Origin of the sequence: Paenibacillus sp. FSL H7-0716, from assembly GCF_038002705.1 — a bacterium.
GTDB lineage: Bacteria > Bacillota > Bacilli > Paenibacillales > Paenibacillaceae > Paenibacillus_AQ > Paenibacillus_AQ odorifer.
This window is the reverse complement of the sequence record NZ_JBBODA010000014.1, coordinates 114,085-132,757: the sequence shown is the minus strand read 5'-3', so window position 1 is coordinate 132,757 and position 18,673 is coordinate 114,085. Positions and strand designations below refer to the sequence as shown.

The 18,673-nt window shown below is 44.7% G+C and carries 13 protein-coding genes; 2 read left to right on the top strand and 11 right to left on the bottom strand.

Going from position 1 to position 18,673, the window contains the following annotated elements; translation table 11 throughout:
• Positions 1–163 precede the first annotated feature (163 nt).
• Positions 164–481, top strand: a complete 318-nt coding sequence (locus MHH60_RS18605) for a hypothetical protein (protein WP_218640681.1) — start codon at positions 164–166, stop codon at positions 479–481.
• Positions 482–569: 88 nt separating this feature from the next.
• On the opposite strand, the gene MHH60_RS18600 is transcribed toward MHH60_RS18605, so the two are convergent.
• From MHH60_RS18600 to MHH60_RS18585, 4 genes are all read right to left on the bottom strand, one after another.
• A complete protein-coding gene (locus MHH60_RS18600) occupies positions 570–1,481 on the bottom strand; it encodes a methyl-accepting chemotaxis protein (RefSeq protein ID WP_076136605.1) in 912 nt (303 codons plus the stop codon).
• A 722-nt stretch (positions 1,482–2,203) separates the two neighbouring features.
• A complete protein-coding gene (locus tag MHH60_RS18595) occupies positions 2,204–2,578 on the bottom strand; it encodes a hypothetical protein (RefSeq protein ID WP_076136607.1) in 375 nt (124 codons plus the stop codon).
• Between the two features lie 97 nt (positions 2,579–2,675).
• Entirely contained in the window at positions 2,676–2,855 is a 180-nt protein-coding gene (locus MHH60_RS18590; RefSeq protein ID WP_036683923.1) for a YfhD family protein, read from the bottom strand.
• A 38-nt stretch (positions 2,856–2,893) separates the two neighbouring features.
• Positions 2,894–3,253: a hypothetical protein gene (locus MHH60_RS18585; RefSeq protein ID WP_036683926.1), complete on the bottom strand. Its 360-nt coding sequence runs from the start codon at positions 3,251–3,253 to the stop codon at positions 2,894–2,896.
• Between the two features lie 284 nt (positions 3,254–3,537).
• On the opposite strand from MHH60_RS18585, the gene MHH60_RS18580 reads away from it, so the two are divergent.
• Positions 3,538–8,130: a S8 family serine peptidase gene (locus MHH60_RS18580; RefSeq protein ID WP_081389053.1), complete on the top strand. Its 4,593-nt coding sequence runs from the start codon at positions 3,538–3,540 to the stop codon at positions 8,128–8,130.
• Between the two features lie 1,141 nt (positions 8,131–9,271).
• Here the strand turns inward: MHH60_RS18580 and dnaJ are convergent.
• From dnaJ to MHH60_RS18545, 7 genes are all read right to left on the bottom strand, one after another.
• A complete protein-coding gene (dnaJ, locus tag MHH60_RS18575; RefSeq protein WP_036677487.1) occupies positions 9,272–10,396 on the bottom strand; it encodes a molecular chaperone DnaJ in 1,125 nt (374 codons plus the stop codon).
• Between the two features lie 253 nt (positions 10,397–10,649).
• On the bottom strand, positions 10,650–12,497 hold the full coding sequence (gene dnaK / locus MHH60_RS18570) for a molecular chaperone DnaK (protein ID WP_036677488.1): 1,848 nt from the start codon (positions 12,495–12,497) through the stop codon (positions 10,650–10,652).
• Positions 12,498–12,672: 175 nt separating this feature from the next.
• Positions 12,673–13,254: a nucleotide exchange factor GrpE gene (grpE, locus tag MHH60_RS18565; protein ID WP_036677491.1), complete on the bottom strand. Its 582-nt coding sequence runs from the start codon at positions 13,252–13,254 to the stop codon at positions 12,673–12,675.
• Positions 13,255–13,302: 48 nt separating this feature from the next.
• The gene (gene hrcA / locus MHH60_RS18560; RefSeq protein ID WP_076137368.1) at positions 13,303–14,334 is read right to left on the bottom strand and encodes a heat-inducible transcriptional repressor HrcA; all 1,032 of its coding nucleotides are present in this window, start codon (positions 14,332–14,334) and stop codon (positions 13,303–13,305) included.
• Positions 14,335–14,437: 103 nt separating this feature from the next.
• Entirely contained in the window at positions 14,438–14,929 is a 492-nt protein-coding gene (locus MHH60_RS18555) for an N-acetyltransferase (RefSeq protein ID WP_051490987.1), read from the bottom strand.
• 93 nt (positions 14,930–15,022) lie between these two features.
• The gene (gene hemW / locus MHH60_RS18550; protein WP_076105910.1) at positions 15,023–16,195 is read right to left on the bottom strand and encodes a radical SAM family heme chaperone HemW; all 1,173 of its coding nucleotides are present in this window, start codon (positions 16,193–16,195) and stop codon (positions 15,023–15,025) included.
• Between the two features lie 185 nt (positions 16,196–16,380).
• Positions 16,381–18,657 carry an FAD-dependent oxidoreductase gene (locus tag MHH60_RS18545; protein ID WP_076137370.1) on the bottom strand — a complete coding sequence of 759 codons (2,277 nt, stop codon included), beginning with the start codon at positions 18,655–18,657 and terminating at the stop codon, positions 16,381–16,383.
• Positions 18,658–18,673: the final 16 nt, after the last annotated feature.

Below are 18,673 nucleotides of genomic sequence, written 5' to 3'. Positions count from 1 at the left end.
GAATGAAGCAAATGGAGGAAGGACAACGACTCTTTTAACTACTGGTCCGATAGAAAACAATGTTAACTCAGAAAACAACACAAGACTTACACAACAGGTCACTGTCAAAATTGCTAATGGTAGCGGTCAGATTGCTTCCACAGTTCTGATCGAAGGCTACTACATGAATGTAGAAAGAATTCAATATGTAGGCGATCTGCTAGATGTGATGCCAAATCAACCAATCCAAATCTCATTTTGGGGTAAAGACAGTGCAGAGAAATTAGTAGCCCCGCATCGATTAGTTACAGCAGAATTACTTGGATATGATGGGGCAACTGGGGCAACTGGAGCGACTGGGGTGACAGGGGCTAAAGGTGGGACTGGCTCTGATGGGGCGATTGGGGAAACCGGAGTTACTAAGGTTAGTGTTACTGTAGACGGAGTCATCACAAATCATAGATATATGATTCCTACCTTGATTGTTAACAAAATCGGATAGTACCAACAATTAAAAGGGTCTATCTCTCGCAAGTAGGAGACCGACCCTTTTTTGCTGATATTCAATCTATCAACATACATATTAACAATTAAAGGATATCCATAACCTCGCGCGCTTGTGTGTCGAGATTTTGTGCAGAAGAAGCAATTTTCGAAAAATCCTCCAACGCCACCAGAACCTGCTGCTGACTATCTTCTATACTTTCTTGCACTTGATTTGTACCTATAGAGATCTTTCCAATTTCCAGCGTGATCGCATCTACACTATCCCGTACCTTTATGATCGAATCTTGTACCATGGAAGATAATTTTCTTACTTCTTTTGCCACTACGTCAAAACCTCGCCCATACTCCCCAGCATGCGCTGCCTCAATAGCAGCATTTAGGGCTAATAATTGCGTTTGCGAAGCAATATCGCGAATCGTTTGCACGATGCTATGAATCGCTACAGCTTGCTTTTCAAGATTAGTTAGAGTTTGTGTATTTTCTATCGATACTTCGGCGATTTTGTTGATGCTTCGTAATAATTCTTGACTGCGCTCAATACCTAAATCTGCTCTTTGATTCAAGCTATCTGCCATCTCTTGCATCCGTTGCACAACATTACTCATGTTACTTTGTCTTTGGGTAATATTAGTTGCTATTTTAGATACTCCGATGACTTGTTCATTGCTTTCATCAAACACTGGCATGTAGGTAGCTTCAAGCCAAACCGCATTTCCTTTCGAATCCATTCGTTCGATCTTATCCTGAAAACTCTTCCCTGTGAAAAGATCCTGCCAAAAACGTTCGTAACCTGGGCTATCTGCGAAATGTGGAAAACAGAGCTCTTTATGATGCATTCCGTACATTTCATCTTTTTTATATCCCATGGAATTTGCAAAAACCTCATTCACATAAGCAACTCGGCGATCAAGGTCAAACCGGATAATAGCTAAATTTCTTTCTAAAGACCTAACAACAAGCTCATCAGTAACTCCTTGAGAGTGTACCAGCCCCATTCTAATTCCCCCTGAAAAAATTCAATAGTTGATTGGTCGTAGTTAGTATATTCGAACAATTATACATCCTTAATCTGTAGTGTGAAATTAGCTATTTCACTTAAAATATTTATAACATCTGCAGACCTTAATATACTTGAAAGTGATGACGATTAGGGAAAACATCCCTAATGATGTGCAAGATTCGAAGGTTGATCTATCTTTTAGGGAAATTCTCCCCAAAAACTCATGAAATCAGGCCTTTTTCTATCTTTTTGGGGGATTTTCAGGGATGTTTTCCCTAAAAACTCATTTTTTCGAGCATTTAGAGAAAAAACGAGGGAGGTTTTCCCTAATTAATCATTTTCCACCTCATGCATGCCGAAATTGTTACCCGATTCCAACAGAAAAGTATCTACAGCTACCCCGACTATGAGACCCCCAAATTCTTCTTAGCAGTAGCCTTACTTATAAGCTAAAAACTTGCCTAACTTAGTTCATTTTTCTGATCTCATAACAAAAACCCCAGCTGCAAATATCAGCTAGGGTTCAAACTCTCAATTTCATTTTCAATTTTTTTCATTCTCAATCCATTTAGCAAAGTATGGCTGTTCATCCGAATCAAATGCACTCCAGCCAGACTGCGGCGCAGCAAGCCACGCTTACCTTCGCCTCATGAAGCAATTGTCTGCGACCTGTACGGATATTTTCCTTTTCCCATTGTACACACATTCAAAATTATCTTACTTAATGGATTTATAATCTTTTATTTTAATCCCCAAAACCATATCCTTCTGATATGCGTCAGCTTGCTTCAAACCAATAATCCTTGGGTCTGAAGGGTAGTGACGTTCAAGATATAACAAAAATGCGTGATGAAACCTAATTTCGGCATCCAATTTATTCAGTTCGTTCGGATGATTCTCTAGTTCGGTTAATTCTGCTTCCCATCGATACAAATCGCTCGCCTCAGAGCGCTCCATACGAACCTTCTCTGTCAGCTCCCGCAACTCACGATAGGCCCGCTTTACTTTTGGAGAGTACAACTGCTTCTGGTTCAAATAGGTTAATAGTGCGATCAATAAGGCTAATCCTGTCCACAAAATAACGTTATCCATCTTCTCCCCCCACACTTAAGCTCTTCGCCCTAATTATACATGCCCAAACGCAAAAATACCCCACAAAGTGAGGTATCCGTCTTAGCTTTTTTAGCTGCTATTCTTTCTTCATAATCTCATTCAGCTGACGTTTGTCCGCTTCTTGTGCGCGATCCTGAGCTTCAATATCATCAAGATCGGCTTCCGCCGCCGAGAATTCTACATCCTCCGCTTTAGCTTCATATAACATTTTCAATTTCTCCGTCTTGGAGAAGATTTGTGAGTTCTCTCTATCCATTGTTCGTCTCCTTTCTTCTTACTTAATGAAGTGCCTGATCAGACCATCCCGCCTGCTTCTTCAATTAAGCGCAGAGCCTGATCGTAGGACTCCGTATGCACAATAACCGTAAGCAAAATATCTCTCCCCGTTGGACCACCGTTACCACCATGACTCATCCCGCTAGAGCTGGTGTCCGCAGCTGCAAGTATGCCTGTGTGTGCATGCTCAGCAGTCATGGAGTCCATTCTGGCCACATTACCTGTCACCGGATTTACCCCTGAGCTAAAGCTGGTACCTCCATATCTACTGAAGCGATCAATGGAAACTTCAATGGCCCGAAGTGCTCGAAGCTTGCGCGCGACACCTTCGGCTTCCTCTGGACTTTTAAAATATGCCAAAATATATCTTTCCGACATCTTATCCCCGCTCTCGCTTGAAATTCAGATATCTGTTGCATTCATTTATATTGTCTTAATTTCACTTGTTTTATGCTCTGATTTTCTTATATTCCACTTATCTACTGGGAATTCGACATTTTCCTCAACGCTTCGCTGCAATATGGTACTAAAGTTGTATATTCGATTTGAAGTTATAGCTGTAGAATAAATTTAATTTTCATAATTTTTTACATTTTATTTTGAGGAGGAGAACCACAGACACATTGCAATACAAAAAAATTCATTTGGGAGGATGAACTTATTTGAAACGTACCTTTAAACACTCTATTCAAAGATTTGGTATTGGAGCGGCAAGCTTCGGACTGGCTGTGTCTGTTCTTTTTCCATCAGCTGCATTTGCGAACTCATCCCTTGAATCTTCAACCCTGGTTACGGATGTACAGTCACAAAGTGTAACCCCTCATAACTATGCTGGAGTACTCAAAGGTTCAGCACCAGTTTCAGTAATTGTGGAATTGACTAATAAACCAGTCAGTGTGTATGTAAATGAGGCAAAAACTTATTCTTTACGATCCTCAGTCTCCTCACAACGCAGTAAAATTATCTCAGAGCATAAAAGCTTTATTTCCTCAACACAGAAAATCGATGCCGATATCGGTTTTGAATACAGTGAGATTTTTAACGGGTATTCCATTACGCTGCCAGCCAATCAAGTAAACAAGCTGTTAGAGCTTCCAGGCGTTGCGGCTATCTATCCAAATGAAGAAGTACATGCACTAGCAGACAGTGTTGAAGTGGCGACATTACCTGCTACACGTTCCTATTCAGACAGCGGTAAGCTAATAGGCGCGGACAAACTACATGATTTAGGGTACACAGGCAAGGATGTACAGGTAGCTGTTGTCGATACTGGTATTGATAAGAATCACCCTTTGTTAAAAGATAATTATAAGGGCGGCTATGATGTATATGATCAGGATGATGATCCGGCTGAAACAGCCCCTGATGCTAACTTCCCTCCAAGAGCAGGCACTCCTTACGAAACCTCGCATGGTACACACGTTGCCGGGACAATTTTAGATGTGGCACCTGAGGTAGAATTGTATGCGTATCGCGTACTTGGTCCCTATGGATCTGGTTCCACAGCAGATGTAATTGCAGGTATTGAGAAAGCGGTCGATGACGGAGCAGATGTTATTAACCTTTCTCTAGGCTCTAGTGTCAACCAAAGCTATTCCGCGAGTTCAATCGCGATAGACAATACCGTAAAATCGGGCGTGAACGTTATTGTTGCCGCCGGTAACGCTGGACCGGATGCAGGAACACTGGGCGAACCCGCTGGTGCCCAACTCGCGCTTAGTGTTGGAGCTTCTACTACTCCGATAAATACCCCTTTCTTTGATAATGGCGATGTTAAAAAGATTCCCGGGACATTAGCCAGTTACTCCCCAGATTTAATCGATAATATTGCTGGCAGTAAGATCGTTTTCGCTGGTCTTGGGAGTCCTTCCGATTACAAAAATCTGGATGTCAAAGATAAGGTAGTGCTTGTTGATCGTGGCTCGCTGAGCTTCTCAGACAAATCTCTTAATGCCAAAGCTGCTGGTGCGAAGCTTTTGCTGATTGCCAATAATGAGCCTGGTGAAATCAGCCCCACCCTTGGTGCGCCTGGGGATTACATTCCTACCTACGGAATCAGTCAAGCCGATGGCAAAAAAATAAAAACTCAGATCGCTGCTGCTAAAGATATAATCAGTTACTATATAGCGCTTGAAGTAAATCAGTTAGCAAACTTCAGTTCTATGGGTCCGGGGATGCCCGATTATCTAATAAAACCTGATGTTGTAGCGCCCGGAGTCAATATCAACTCGACGATCCCTAGCTGGGATGGGAACTATGACCATGCTTTCGGCTTAAAAAATGGCACTAGTATGGCAACTCCACACGTTGTAGGAGCTGTGGCCTTGTTACTGAGTAAAAACTCTGATCTAAAGCCAAATGAAATTAAAGCCCTGCTGATGAACAATGCTGATCCTATCTTTAACCGTGATGGGAATTCTTACTCCTTGTACCAACAAGGTGCAGGTTTAATTAATCTGGAGAAGTCAATAAACGCTAAATCCATTGCTAAAGTCGGTGAGATCCTTAATAGTGGACTTCCCGGTACTGTTGAGATCCCTTATTACACAGGTTCCTTATCCCTCGGCTTACAGCCAAAGGGTGTTACCGTAACGAAAGCTGTCTATGTAGAGGACTTTAAAGGGAATGGAGAAACATACACCCTTTCCAACAAATGGCTGACAGAAGTGCCTAGTGATATTAGTATTGATTTTGCACCACACAACGTTACCTCAGGTGTAGATCAATATGCACAATTTACACTCAATGTATCTAAAACAGCAAAAGAGGGCGCATATGAAGGCATCCTGTTACTTACCTCTGGTACAGAAACCCTTCGTCTGCCATTTAACGTTGTTGTAGGTGACCAATTTAATGTAGCACCTATTAATCAGCTCTCTTTTGAAAGTCCACAAATTTCACCTAATAGGGATGGTCGCTCAGACGACACCACCTTTACCTTTTCTGTTAATGAAGAGCTGGAAGGCATAAGTTTCGTAGCCTCTTCAAAAGATGCTCCTGCAACAGTTTTAGGTGAAGTTTATGCGATCGATGAGAAGATCTATCGTGGTGTATACGAAGTTCCAAATTGGGATGGAACATTAATAGACCTGGAGACCTCCGCCAAGTCTACTTTAGCAGATGGTCACTACTACATCATTCCTGTGCTTCCCAATGGGCAGCTGCTCGAGAAACAAAAGGCCGAGTTCACAATTGATACCGAGAAGCCGCTAGTTTCCGGCATCACCATTGAGGAGTATGAACGCGAAGCGCCAACCGATCCTGGCGTGGCACAAATTAGTGGTTTCATTGATGATGACCTAATGGCCTATTATATTTCTAATACAAACCCTATTGGAAACTGGTTTACCGTATATGCCGAAGGCAAACATTATGATGGGAATGCTTATAAATTTGGCGGTGTAATTGCAAATAACGGTGCCTTTACCATTGATGTTCCAGTTAACGAGGGGCTAAATGAGTACAAAGTCCATGTGGTCGATAAAGTTGGCAATGGTGCAGACGACGATGATTACGTTCAGCGGCTGCTTTATAGCACAGGGGACGGTACTTTCACAGTAACTCCGGCTCTTTCTGCATCCACCATTGAAGTAGGACAATCTGTGACCGTTGATTTAGATTATTCCGTGACAGACGAGGTTTATGGCGTCTATGGGGCTTCATTCGGTGTCATATACGATGATTCCCTTGAAACACCGGTAATCCAGCCAAGCGTACAGCTGGTTACGTATCAAGAGGAGCATTTCTCTAGTGTTCCACTTACAGAATATTCACAAACGTATGACCTTGGAGACGGCCACAAACTGACACAATATAGTGTCAATCTGTCAGGAGGTGCTTATCACGGCTCTGGCTCACTAGCCCAAATAACCTTTGAACCAGCAACAGCAGGAGATTATTCCTTTGAGCTATATGATGTCCAGATTTGGAATGATGCCACAACATCAACTATCCCGTCTGGTTTGAGAACAGTAAGTGTAACTGTAAGCACACCTGAAAAACCGACACCAACGCCGACACCAACACCATCAGCAACGCCAGATCCAACAGAAACACCAACACCGACACCATCGCCAGATCCAACAGAAACACCAACACCGACACCATCGCCAGATCCAACAGAAACACCATCGCCTACATCGTCTCCATCTTCTGAGTCGTATGTACCTACAGCAACCAGCACCCCCACTCCTGGATCTTCTTTGAAATCCGGGAAGCTAGTAGAGACAGCCGATCCAGCTGATGGTAAACCTTCAGCGGTGTTTAACATCTTAGATGCTGCATTAACAAATTCGATCCAGAATGCAAAAGATAAGACTTCTGTACTTGATCTTAGCGATGTGAATTTCAATAAGTATAGCCAAGTTGTTATTACGCTTACCCCGGCGCAAGCTGAACAGTTGAAGAAATCGGAGAATGCACTCAGCCTTAACGGTAATGGGTTCAATGTTCTTATTCCAGCAGCAACCCTTCCGGATTTCATTAGCAGCAGTGGTTTGTTGCTTACGATAAGTCTGGCTGATGCTAGTAATGCAGCAGTGTTATCTGGAAGCTCAGCTGCGATCAATATTGGTTCTTCCATTCTTACCATCAAAAATGGTTGGACAACCGGAAAGCCGATTACCCTTCAGCTTAATCTGAAAGACAGCAGTCTACGTGATGCTCGAAAAACTGCCGCCTATGCAGAAACAAAGGATCATAAATGGTCCTATCTGCAACCTGGATCTTTCTCTAAAGAAGGTATTCTACAGTTTACAGTTACTGGTGACGGCTCTTATAGCGTGGCATCCCGTAATGTAAGCTTCAAGGATATCGGCATACACTGGGCTAAAGGCGATATCGAAGTTCTTGCTGCTCATGGCATCATTGCCGGCAAAGGAACCGATGGCAGCTTCAAGCCTGCTGACACCTTAAATCAAGCGGAACTGCTAACACTCTTCGACCGTCTACTCGGAAAAGGTGACACTTGGAATGCACGTATCAAACAAAGTGGTTCACGCGATGTGCTGACTCGCGAAGAAGCAGCCCTTATCATTGCTGAGGCGCTAGGCGCTGATCTTACAGTAGCTAAGACTCCTTTGAGCTTTAAGGATGCCGACAACATCGCTGCAGAAGCACGTAACGCCGTAGCCTATGCTGTAAGCAAAGGTTATCTCAAGGGCGTTGGTGCAGACAACTTCAATCCACAAGGCACTCTGACTCGTGCACAAGCAGCAACGATTCTGAGCCGCGTGTTTGAGGACCTACGTTCTTAAACAGTATCTAGTTGAACTCTCAAAGAAAGCCCCCGCAGCCATTTGACTGCGGGGGCTTTCTCGTCTTAAGGTCACATCTGCGGCGCATACGAGACAACTATCGGACGCCGTTGCACTTAAACGCTGATTTATGCGACATTTGCCATGCTAACGGACCCCATAGTCACTATTAGCACGTAAAACACCAATCATGAGCGCTTTTCTGGGCAATAGCTGCACTGGAGTCCGAAACTTCGCACAAAAGGCGAAAAATGTGCAAATAGCGTCAGCTGAGTCCGTATGCCTCCAGCGTCTTCTGGGTCCTATCCACTCAGATGATTATTCTCAGCGCTATCGGACTCAGTTGCACTTAAACGTTGAATTATACGACATTTGCCATGCCATCGGACCTCATAGTCGCTATTAGCACGAAAAACACCAAATATGAGCACTTTTCTAGGCAATAGCTGCACTGGAGTCCGAAACTTCGCTCAAAAGGCGATAAATTTGCAAATAGCATCAACTGGGTCCGTATGCCTCCAGCGTCTTCCGGGTCCTATCCACTCAGATGATTATTCTCAGCGCTATCGGACACCGTAGCACTTAAACACTGAATTATGCGATATTTGCCATGCCATCGGACCTCATAGTCGCTATTAGCACGAAAAACACCAAATATGAGCATTTTTCTAGGCAATAGATGCACTGGAGTCCGAAACTTCGCTCAAAAGGAGAAAAATGTGCAAATAGCGTCAACTGGGTCCGTAAGCCCACATAGATAATTCAAAGCATATAGTGTGTTTAAAAAAGCTGGAGACCAGTCGGGTGTTCCAAGGTTCGCGGTTCGCGGTTCGCGGTTCGCGGTTCGCGGTTCGCGGTTCGCGGTTCGCGGTTGCCGGGCTTGTCGGGCTTGTCGGGGTCACCGAATTTAACGGGTTTACCAGGTTTGCCGGGGTTACGGGATTGGCCGAGTTAGCCCTACACGCAGAATTCCGCAGGTTCCAGCATCACAGCTCAACCAAATAATCGCATGAGGTAAGTTAAATGGCCCTGCCATAATCTCATGCTAAACAAAAACGCAGAGCAGCGATCCCCCAATAACGGGAGGATCGCTGCTCTGCTGTCTTTTTCTATTCATTTACTGAATGAATGAGTTAGGATATCAGTCCCCGCGAAACGCACGTTTCACACGATCAAAGAAGGACTGCTCGTGCTCATGTGTGTTTTCTCCGTTCAGAGAAGCGAACTGGCGTAGCAATTCTTTTTGCTCTTCATTGAGCTTGCTAGGTGTCACAACAATTACTCGTACATGCTGATCACCTTGGCCAGATCCACGCAGACGTGGAACACCTTTACCTTTGAGGCGGAAGAAAGTGCCTGTTTGCGTTCCGGCAGGAATCTTCAGCTTCACTTTTTCGGTTAAGGTTGGAATTTCAATCTCATCACCAAGTGCTGCCTGTGCAAACGTAAGTGGAACCTCGCACATAATATCATCGTTCTCACGCACGAAGAAATCATGCGATTTAACACGGATAACAATATACAAGTCTCCAGCAGGACCGCCGCGTAAGCCGCCTTCCCCTTCGCCAGTCATGCGCAGCTGTGCACCGTCATCAACACCGGCAGGGATGCGCACATGGATCTTGCGTTGCTTTTTAACCTTACCCTGTCCGGCGCAAGTCGTACATTTTTCCTTAATAATCTTACCTGTACCACTGCAATGTGAACAAGGACGACGATTACGCATCTGTCCAAGCGGTGTATTCTGTACGAATTCCTGTTGTCCACTACCATGACATACGGAACAAGTCTCTGGTTTAGTGCCCGGTTTAGCCCCGGAGCCGTAGCAGGTATCGCAAGTTTCTGTACGTGGAATAGTAATATCGGTTTCTTTGCCGAATACCGCTTCCTTGAATTCAATGGTCATGGTATACTGCAAATCCCCACCGCGCTGCGGTGCGTTAGGATCACGGCGTCCGCCGCCTCCAAAGAACATATCAAAGATATCGCCAAGTCCTCCGAAGTCGCCACCACCGCCGCCTCCGAAGCCGCCCATACCTTGGTTAGGGTCAATATGGCCATATTGGTCATATCTAGCTCGCTGTTGTCCATCACTAAGAACATCATAAGCTTCTTTTACTTCCTTAAACTTAGCTTCAGCGTCATCTGCTTTATTCACGTCTGGGTGATATTGGCGCGCCAATTTCCGGTACGCTTTTTTCACCTCATCGTCTGAAGCATCTCTACTTAGGCCAAGCACTTCATAATAATCGCGTTTATCTGCCACTGCTTTCACCTCCGTGCATACATACTCAAATTCCTTATTACCTGTCAAACAAACCATTATACGATAAAACCTCAGGATCTGACCATCCAGATTCAGCGATGTTTATTCTTACAATATCAGAAGGCGCATTCGCAAAGAGTGTGCAATCTGATATTACAAAAGGAAAGTCAAAACACGGGATGACCCGGTTTTGACCTTCCCTTCTTAACTATATAAGAATTTATCAGTTTCCTATTACACTTATCGTATAAGGTTACCCTTGATTCTTATCTTCGTCAACAACCTCATAGTCAGCGTCAACTACATTATCTTTTTTAGGAGCGCCTTCAGCGGCTCCAGCGCCACCTTCAGCACCTTGCTCAGCTTGAGCAGCTTGTTCGTACAGCTTCATGGACAACTGTTGTACAATCTCAGTCAATGCTTCTGTAGCTGCATTGATTTCTTCAAGATTGTCAGTTTCAAGTGCTGCTTTAACTTTATCTTTAGCTTCATTTGCTTTTTCAACATCAGAAGCATCAGCTTTATCGCCAAGGTCTTTAATTACTTTTTCAGTAGAATACACGAGTTGGTCAGCACCGTTCTTCGCTTCTACCAGTTCTTTACGCTTACGGTCTTCCTCAGCGTGAAGCTCGGCATCCTTCATCATTTGTTCTACTTCTGCGTCGCTCAGGCCGCTGGAAGAAGTGATAGTGATTTTTTGGCTCTTGTTCGTGCCTTTATCTGTTGCAGATACATTTACGATACCGTTGGCATCAATATCGAAAGAAACTTCGATTTGTGGCACGCCACGTGGTGCTGGTGGAATCTCGTTCAGCATGAAGCGTCCCAGTGTCTTGTTGCCATTTGCCATTTGACGCTCACCTTGCAGCACGTGAATCTCTACGCTAGGTTGGTTGTCAGCAAAGGTTGAGAATACTTGGGATTTGCTTGTAGGAATCGTAGTATTACGCTCGATCATCTTCGTGAACACGCCACCTGCAGTTTCGATACCCAGGGAAAGCGGAGTTACGTCAAGCAATACAACGTCTTTAACATCACCAGTCAATACACCCGCTTGAACAGCAGCACCAAGAGCTACTACTTCATCCGGATTCACACCTTTGTGTGGTTCTTTGCCAGTAAGCTTTTTGATAGCATCTTGTACAGCTGGGATACGCGTAGAACCACCAACCAGAACGATTCTAGTAAGGTCTGCAGGGGTCATGCCAGCATCAGACAATGCTTGACGAGTTGGTCCCAAAGTACGTTCTACCAGACCAGCAGTCAGTTCATCAAATTTCGCACGAGTCAAGTTGATCTCTAAGTGCTGAGGTACGCCGTCAACCACAGTGATGAACGGAAGCGATACAGTTGTTGTCAGTACGCCTGACAATTCTTTTTTCGCTTTTTCAGCTGCATCTTTCAAACGTTGTACAGCAGATTTATCTTTGCTCAGATCAATGCCTTGCTCTTTTTTGAATTCGGATACCAGGTAATCCATAACCACTTGGTCAAAGTCGTCGCCACCCAGCTTGTTGTCGCCGCTCGTAGCTTTTACTTCGAAGAAGCCATCACCAAGTTCAAGGATGGATACGTCAAAAGTACCGCCACCAAGGTCATAGACTAGAATGGTTTGATCTTCGGATTTCTCCAGACCATATGCCAAAGCTGCTGCTGTTGGCTCGTTCACAATACGCAGAACTTCCAAACCTGCAATTTTACCTGCATCTTTGGTAGCTTGACGTTGGCTGTCATTAAAATAAGCAGGAACAGTGATAACTGCTTGAGTAACAGTTTGGCCAAGATAAGCCTCTGCATCGGATTTCAGTTTTTGCAGAATCATTGCCGAAATTTCTTGTGGGGAGTAGTCTTTACCATCAATGCTTTCTTTGTGGTTAGTACCCATGTGACGTTTAACAGAGCTGATCGTACGATCAGGGTTAGTAATCGCTTGGCGTTTAGCCGTTTCACCGACGATACGCTCGCCGTCTTTCTTAAAGCCTACAACCGAAGGGGTTGTACGCGCGCCTTCTGGGTTTGGAATTACTACGGCTTCGCCGCCTTCCATAACGGCAACGCAAGAGTTCGTGGTTCCTAAGTCAATACCGATAACTTTACTCACAATAATTTGCCTCCTCTAAAGTTATATGGAGCCTAAGCTCAATAAATTTATAAAAATATCAAAAAAATTCGATTGATAATAAACTATCCGGGCAACAGCCTGCAATCGGATAAATAGTAGGCAAAAGCACTGCTGCTTTATGGCGAGCAGAAACTGCCCGTCCTATATAGACAGACTACATGCTGACTTTGACCATGGCCGGACGAAGAACTCTATCTTTCAGAAGATATCCTTTTTGAACCTCTTCTGTAACGATACCCTCTTCGTACTCCTCGCTCTCAACCTGCATAATAGCCTGATGGTATTCAGGATTAAAAGGCTGTCCTACTGTTTCCATAGCTGTAAGCCCCTCAGCCTTCAATACCCCATCCAGCTGACGGAAAATCATATTAACGCCCTTCGCGAAAGCTTCGGATTCAGGATTAGCTGGAGTAGTGACTAACGCACGCTCGAAATTGTCCAGCACGGAAAGCAATTCCGTCAGGAGCTTGGAGGTAGCATATTGAGCCAACTCTTCTTTTTCCTTCTGGGTACGACGACGGAAGTTATCAAAATCAGCTTGTGCACGCAGTGCACGACCTTGATATTCATCAGCAAGATCCTGTAGGCGTTTCACCTCAGCACCTGTATCTGAAGCACCTTCACTAACGTTTTCAGCTGTAAATGAGTCGGCATCTGAGACTACTTCAGCCACAGGCTCCTCATTGATCAATTCCTCTTTGAATTCATTAGAATCTTGAACTTGTTCCTTTTTCAAGTTGTCTTCACCTCCTTAAAATCATTCACGAAATCATGTTGACTCTGTTCACTTATACCAGTGCGCCAGCATCGCTGTCAAATCTCGGGATAAAATGCCCAAGATCCCCATCACTCTTGCATATTCCATACGGGTCGGCCCAAGGATTCCAATGCTGCCTAGTGCCTGCCCATCAAGTGAATAAGTGGCGGTGATCAGACTACAGTTAGCGAACGCTTCGTGATTGTTTTCTGTTCCTATTCGTACTTGAATACCTGTGCCACCCACTGTAGGGGCCAGCATTTTGAGCAGTGTCGGTGTCTCTTCCAGCAGATCAAGAATACTCTTCACCTTGTCTACATCTTTGAACTCAGGCTGTGTCAGCATATTCGTTGCTCCGCTGAGATAGATGCGCTGCTCTTGATCGCTTTCCAGCGCGGTGTCCAGCACCTGCATTAATTCTTCATAATGTGAGATGTGACGCTGCATTTCTTCGCCAAGCTCGGAATAGAGCCGAGTCTTCAGCTTATAGAGTGGTACATTGACCAGTTTACTATTCAGTAGGTTAACCACTTTCTCCATCTCGGAAACAGAAATCTCCGGCGGAATGTTCACCGTACGATTCTCAACTTGCCCCGTACTTGTGACGATAATGGCCACAGCGGTTGAATCATCTAGTGGTAACAACTGAAAATGACGCAATGAAGTATGAAAAACCTCCGGTCCCAGCAGGATGGAAGTATAATTCGTCATATTGGAAAGAATCATCGCCGCATGTTGGATTACCTGCTCCATTGCATTTAGCTTCTCGGCAAAAAAAGCGCGGATCGTGCCCATTTCTGCCGTTTCGGCGGAATTCCACGGTACCAAATGATCCACATAATATCGGTATCCTTTATGGGAAGGAATTCTTCCCGCCGATGTATGAGGCTGCTCGAGATAACCTAAATCCTCCAGGTCAGCCATTTCATTTCGAATCGTAGCCGGACTGTATCCTACATCTCCCCGTTTAGAAATGCTGCGAGATCCTACTGGCTCTGCCGATGAAATATAATCATCCACAATTGCATTTAGTATCATTCTCTGGCGATCAGTTAACATGTTATTCCCTCCTATCGGCTGTGGCTCCGATTCGTTAGCACTCGACTCAGATGAGTGCTAACCACTAATACAAAAATACCAAACTGACATTGACATTGTCAAGTCAGTTCAGTATCTTAAGCACTGCTATTTCATCGCAGGCATGCTGCTTTTTACAATTCACGCAATCTGTCCATACTTTTTCAGGAAAAATCTCTTTCTGGACGACTTCAAATCCATTTCTAAGAAAAAAATCAACAGCATAGGTTAGTGCCATAACCTTTGGGATTTTCTGGTTCCTAGCTTCCTCGACCAGCTTCGCCAATATCATGGAGCCTACGCCTTTACCCTTACCTTCATCATTCAACCCAATCGAACGAATCTCTACGAGATCATTCCCGAGTTTAAAAAGTGAACCACAGCCTACGAATCTGCCTTCGATTTCAGCAACTACGAATTGATCGATCTGGCGTGTCAGCGCCTGCCGGGAACGGGGCAACATGATGCCGCGCTGGGCATACTCTTCTATCATTAGATACAATGGCTCAACGTCTTCTACCACAGCATTTCTACAAATCACCTGTGCGTCTCCCGCTGGAGACGAATGGCGAATCATTTCCGTCTTGGCAAGCACTTTGGTTCACCCCTCTGTTGATAATATGAATAAATATACAACAGAGTGAATTACAATTCAAGGGGTATTTTAAAATTAAACTTCTGTCAGGGCGCCTACAAATTCAGCAAAAACATCGTTCCCAAACAAGATTCCTTGCTTGCTGAGTCGGTAAACTCCTGCTTCTTGTTCCAACAGCCCTGCATGCAGCATTTTATGCAAGGATTTCTCGAATACTTCCTCTATTGAACGCCCGAATTGCGCCTGAAAAGCTTCATTAGAGACGCCCTCATGCATACGCAAGCCGACCATCATAAAGTCTTCCATCGCTTCTGCTTCTGAGATTGGGTATGCATCCAGTCGTGGCAGCCCTTTACGTGTTGCTTCTACATATGGATTTACGCCCTTAACATTAATATGCCGCTGACGCCCCACATATCCATGCGCTCCTGCTCCTAGACCATAATAATCTTCATTACGCCAGTAGGTGATATTATGGCGGCTCTCCATTCCTGGTTTTGCGAAGTTACTGATCTCGTATTGATTGTAACCAGCTTCCTTCATAGAGGACATCAACAGGAGGTACATTTGTAATTCATCTTCTTCATTAGGAAGAGGAAGCTTGTTCTTATTAAACAGCGTGTGAAAAAGAGTATTCTCCTCCACCTTCAAGCTGTAAATAGAATAGTGGGGTAGATCCAGCTCCAACGCCTTGCGGATACTTTCGCCCAACATCTCCACAGTTTGATTAGGCAACCCAAACATCAGGTCAACCGAAAGATTATTAAGTCCAACTGCACGTGCATTCTCTAAGCTCCGGTATACATCATCTACATTATGAATCCGGCCGATGCCTGTGAGCAGCTCGTTTTGAAATGCTTGAACGCCAAAGCTCACCCGGTTCACGCCACCTTCTTTCATAACCGTCAGCTTGTCCAGATCCGTTGTTCCAGGGTTAGCTTCCATAGAGAACTCAATATCTTTATCCCAGTTTGGGAAATGCGTACGAACAGACTTTAAGAAATAAGCCATTTCATCAGGTTTTAAAACAGTGGGTGTGCCTCCGCCGACGAAGATCGTTTTGATAACACCCGGAGGGGTGTTCTTGACGGTCTGCTCCATCTCCCGATCCAAAGCTTCGAGATAATCCATAACTGGCTGATCCTTGAGTACATAGGAATTAAAATCACAATAAAAGCACTTATTGGTACAAAAAGGGATATGAATGTATACAGCCTCAGGGGGACGGCCATTAGTCTTCGTTGTCATTAGCTGTCTCCTTTATATAAAAATATCGTTTGAATAGTGTAATCTAAAAAACAAGAAAAGGGAAGCCTGACGGCTTCCCTTCGAGGGCGCTCAATTATAAATGAACTCTATTTTAGAATACAAGAAAGTATAAGTTTTACGTTATCCTATATATTTTGTATTTCCCGCAGAAACGGATACCGTCCCTATAAAGTCGGCAAAGCCGTTGCTTCTTGATAAATCCGCATTTCCACAAGTTCGGCATGTACTCCACCGTTAGTTTCATGAATAACGATCCGGACAGCATCTGTAAGGACAGGCTTCTCTAATCGATGAACATTCTTCCGGCGATGGTTGTCTTTGACACGGAGCATGACTTGCCACGCGCCATCAATGAGCAGCTCTACATCATAGTTCTTTACCAGTTCAGGAATCACTAGAAATGGCGTTTCATGGTGATGTAAGTTGATGAGATCTTCATTGACATCATCATTAAAGGTGAAATGAATTTCGGAGACTGGAGCAGCATCCGGGAGACGCGCCTCTACCCACTCCGATCTACCCGCGGTCATCGGCTCAGAAACCCAGCTATGCGGTCCCGCGAAAGGTCGAACATATCCATCAATGACTTTAGATGCAGCATATGCCGATGTTTCTACTGCAAAGCAGAAATGCCTGCGTACAAGTTGTTTCATGCTCCACTCTATCACCGGCTGATCTGGCTGATGATCCTCCAGCGATGAATCAACAACGGATTTAGCACCTCGCTCAAATGTAATGACACCAGTGATTGGGGTTTCTGAAATATGCAATTGAAGGTGTTCATTAGCTCGAATAATAGCGAAGATATTACATTCGCCGATTGGACTACATTTCTCCTCTTGTATCGGAACTTCAATCCATTGCTGCTCTCCTGCCTGTACTGTTATAACATCAACCTGTTTGCACTCCGCCGGCACGTAATTTTCCGCACGTCCAGTCGTCCAGATCTCCACGGTCAGCTGCGTCTGAATACTCGCTGATACAAGCAGCCTTAACCCACGGATACTTCCTTCAACCGGAAACAAAATCCCTACATCATGAGAAAGCTCATAAGCTTCGGCTGGACGGTCTAGCAGGATACCATTCATCGTACTGGATGCATGAATCTCGCTTTTTCTGGCGAGGTCCAGTGGATCCTCGTTACGTAATCCAATAATCGAAGCATCTTGCTTTAACATCACCTGTTGCAATTCATGCATATACTGCTCGCGAATTTCACGAGGGGTCACACCTTTGATGACGGATAAAGCGGCACCTGTTCCAGCTGCTTCACCCATGATTGCACAGGTTGCCATAACGCGTGTTGTTCCAAAAGCCACATGAGATGCACTGATATTACGACCCGCGAAGAATAGATTCCTTACATTCTTCGAATATAGCGAACCAAATGGAATATGGTAGATCCCGTCCGCATGCAGATGCTTGGAGCCACTCTCTTGTGCGTACATCCCCTGTGGTGGATGTAGATCAATTGACCAGCCACCAAATCCAATACGGTCTGCAAATTCACGCTGCGCGAGAATATCATTTTGCGTTAGAATCGTATCGCCAACAAACCGTCTGTATTCACGTTTACCCGGAATCGAGCCAACCCACTCAAGCGTCATATTCTCGGCATCAAAATGGCCCGAGTTTTTGATATAATCCCAAATCCCATAAATAACTGAGGATAACTCATCACGTATGCGTTCATTCTCATCCACCGTATCAAGCTCGCCGCCCCACTCAATCCACCAGTAGTGACAGCCTGAATCCCCACTCCGAATAACCCGGCGGATCGGGATAGAAGTTGTTGTAATATCCTTAGCGAATGAGGGTGCAACATAACGTACCGGTTTTCCAGTATCCTGTGTATAAAATAATAATGTACTGCCTAATGTAATATTATCAGGCACTTCTGGTGCCCATTCCTCATTAAATTCATGACGGGCTTCACGTCCTAATCGGAAATCCGCTCCTGCTAGGAAGCCAACTAAACCATCACCCGTACAATCGATGAAAGCACCGCTCTCGAACGTGATTAAACGCTCAGATCCCATCATCCAGCCAGTCACACTCTGAATCGTACGCTCCTCTGCCTCACCTTCCGCTTCCACTTCACGTACATCGGTATTTAAGAACAAGCTGATATTCGATTCTGCCTTCACCGCTTCGAGCAAGGTTAGATCCCATAGATATGGATTCCCTTCCGGGTTCCGGTATTGATTCTCGATGAACAGCTCACCCATAATGCCTGTCTCACGTGCATAACGATTTACACCATGTCCTGTTGCACCACATACCCATACCCGAACCTCTGAACTCGAGTTACCACCAAGTACAGGACGATTCTGTACCAGTGCTACCTTTAACCCAAGACGTGCTGCAGCAATCGCCGCGTTCATCCCTGCAAGTCCACCCCCGACCACTGTCACCTCGGATTTAACCGTTTCTGTTCTCATGTCAGTACCCTCCTAT

What these genes read in the sequence shown, in the direction of transcription:
- MHH60_RS18600 (WP_076136605.1), bottom strand. Translation starts at nt 1,481, where the DNA reads ATGGGGCTGGTACACTCTCAAGGAGTTACTGATGAGCTTGTTGTTAGG.
- MHH60_RS18555 (WP_051490987.1), bottom strand. Translation starts at nt 14,929, where the DNA reads ATGATTCGCCATTCGTCTCCAGCGGGAGACGCACAGGTGATTTGTAGA.
- MHH60_RS18585 (WP_036683926.1), bottom strand. Translation starts at nt 3,253, where the DNA reads ATGTCGGAAAGATATATTTTGGCATATTTTAAAAGTCCAGAGGAAGCC.
- MHH60_RS18590 (WP_036683923.1), bottom strand. Translation starts at nt 2,855, where the DNA reads ATGGATAGAGAGAACTCACAAATCTTCTCCAAGACGGAGAAATTGAAA.
- MHH60_RS18545 (WP_076137370.1), bottom strand. Translation starts at nt 18,657, where the DNA reads ATGAGAACAGAAACGGTTAAATCCGAGGTGACAGTGGTCGGGGGTGGA.
- MHH60_RS18605 (WP_218640681.1), top strand. Translation starts at nt 164, where the DNA reads ATGAATGTAGAAAGAATTCAATATGTAGGCGATCTGCTAGATGTGATG.
- hemW (WP_076105910.1), bottom strand. Translation starts at nt 16,195, where the DNA reads ATGACAACGAAGACTAATGGCCGTCCCCCTGAGGCTGTATACATTCAT.
- hrcA (WP_076137368.1), bottom strand. Translation starts at nt 14,334, where the DNA reads ATGTTAACTGATCGCCAGAGAATGATACTAAATGCAATTGTGGATGAT.
- MHH60_RS18595 (WP_076136607.1), bottom strand. Translation starts at nt 2,578, where the DNA reads ATGGATAACGTTATTTTGTGGACAGGATTAGCCTTATTGATCGCACTA.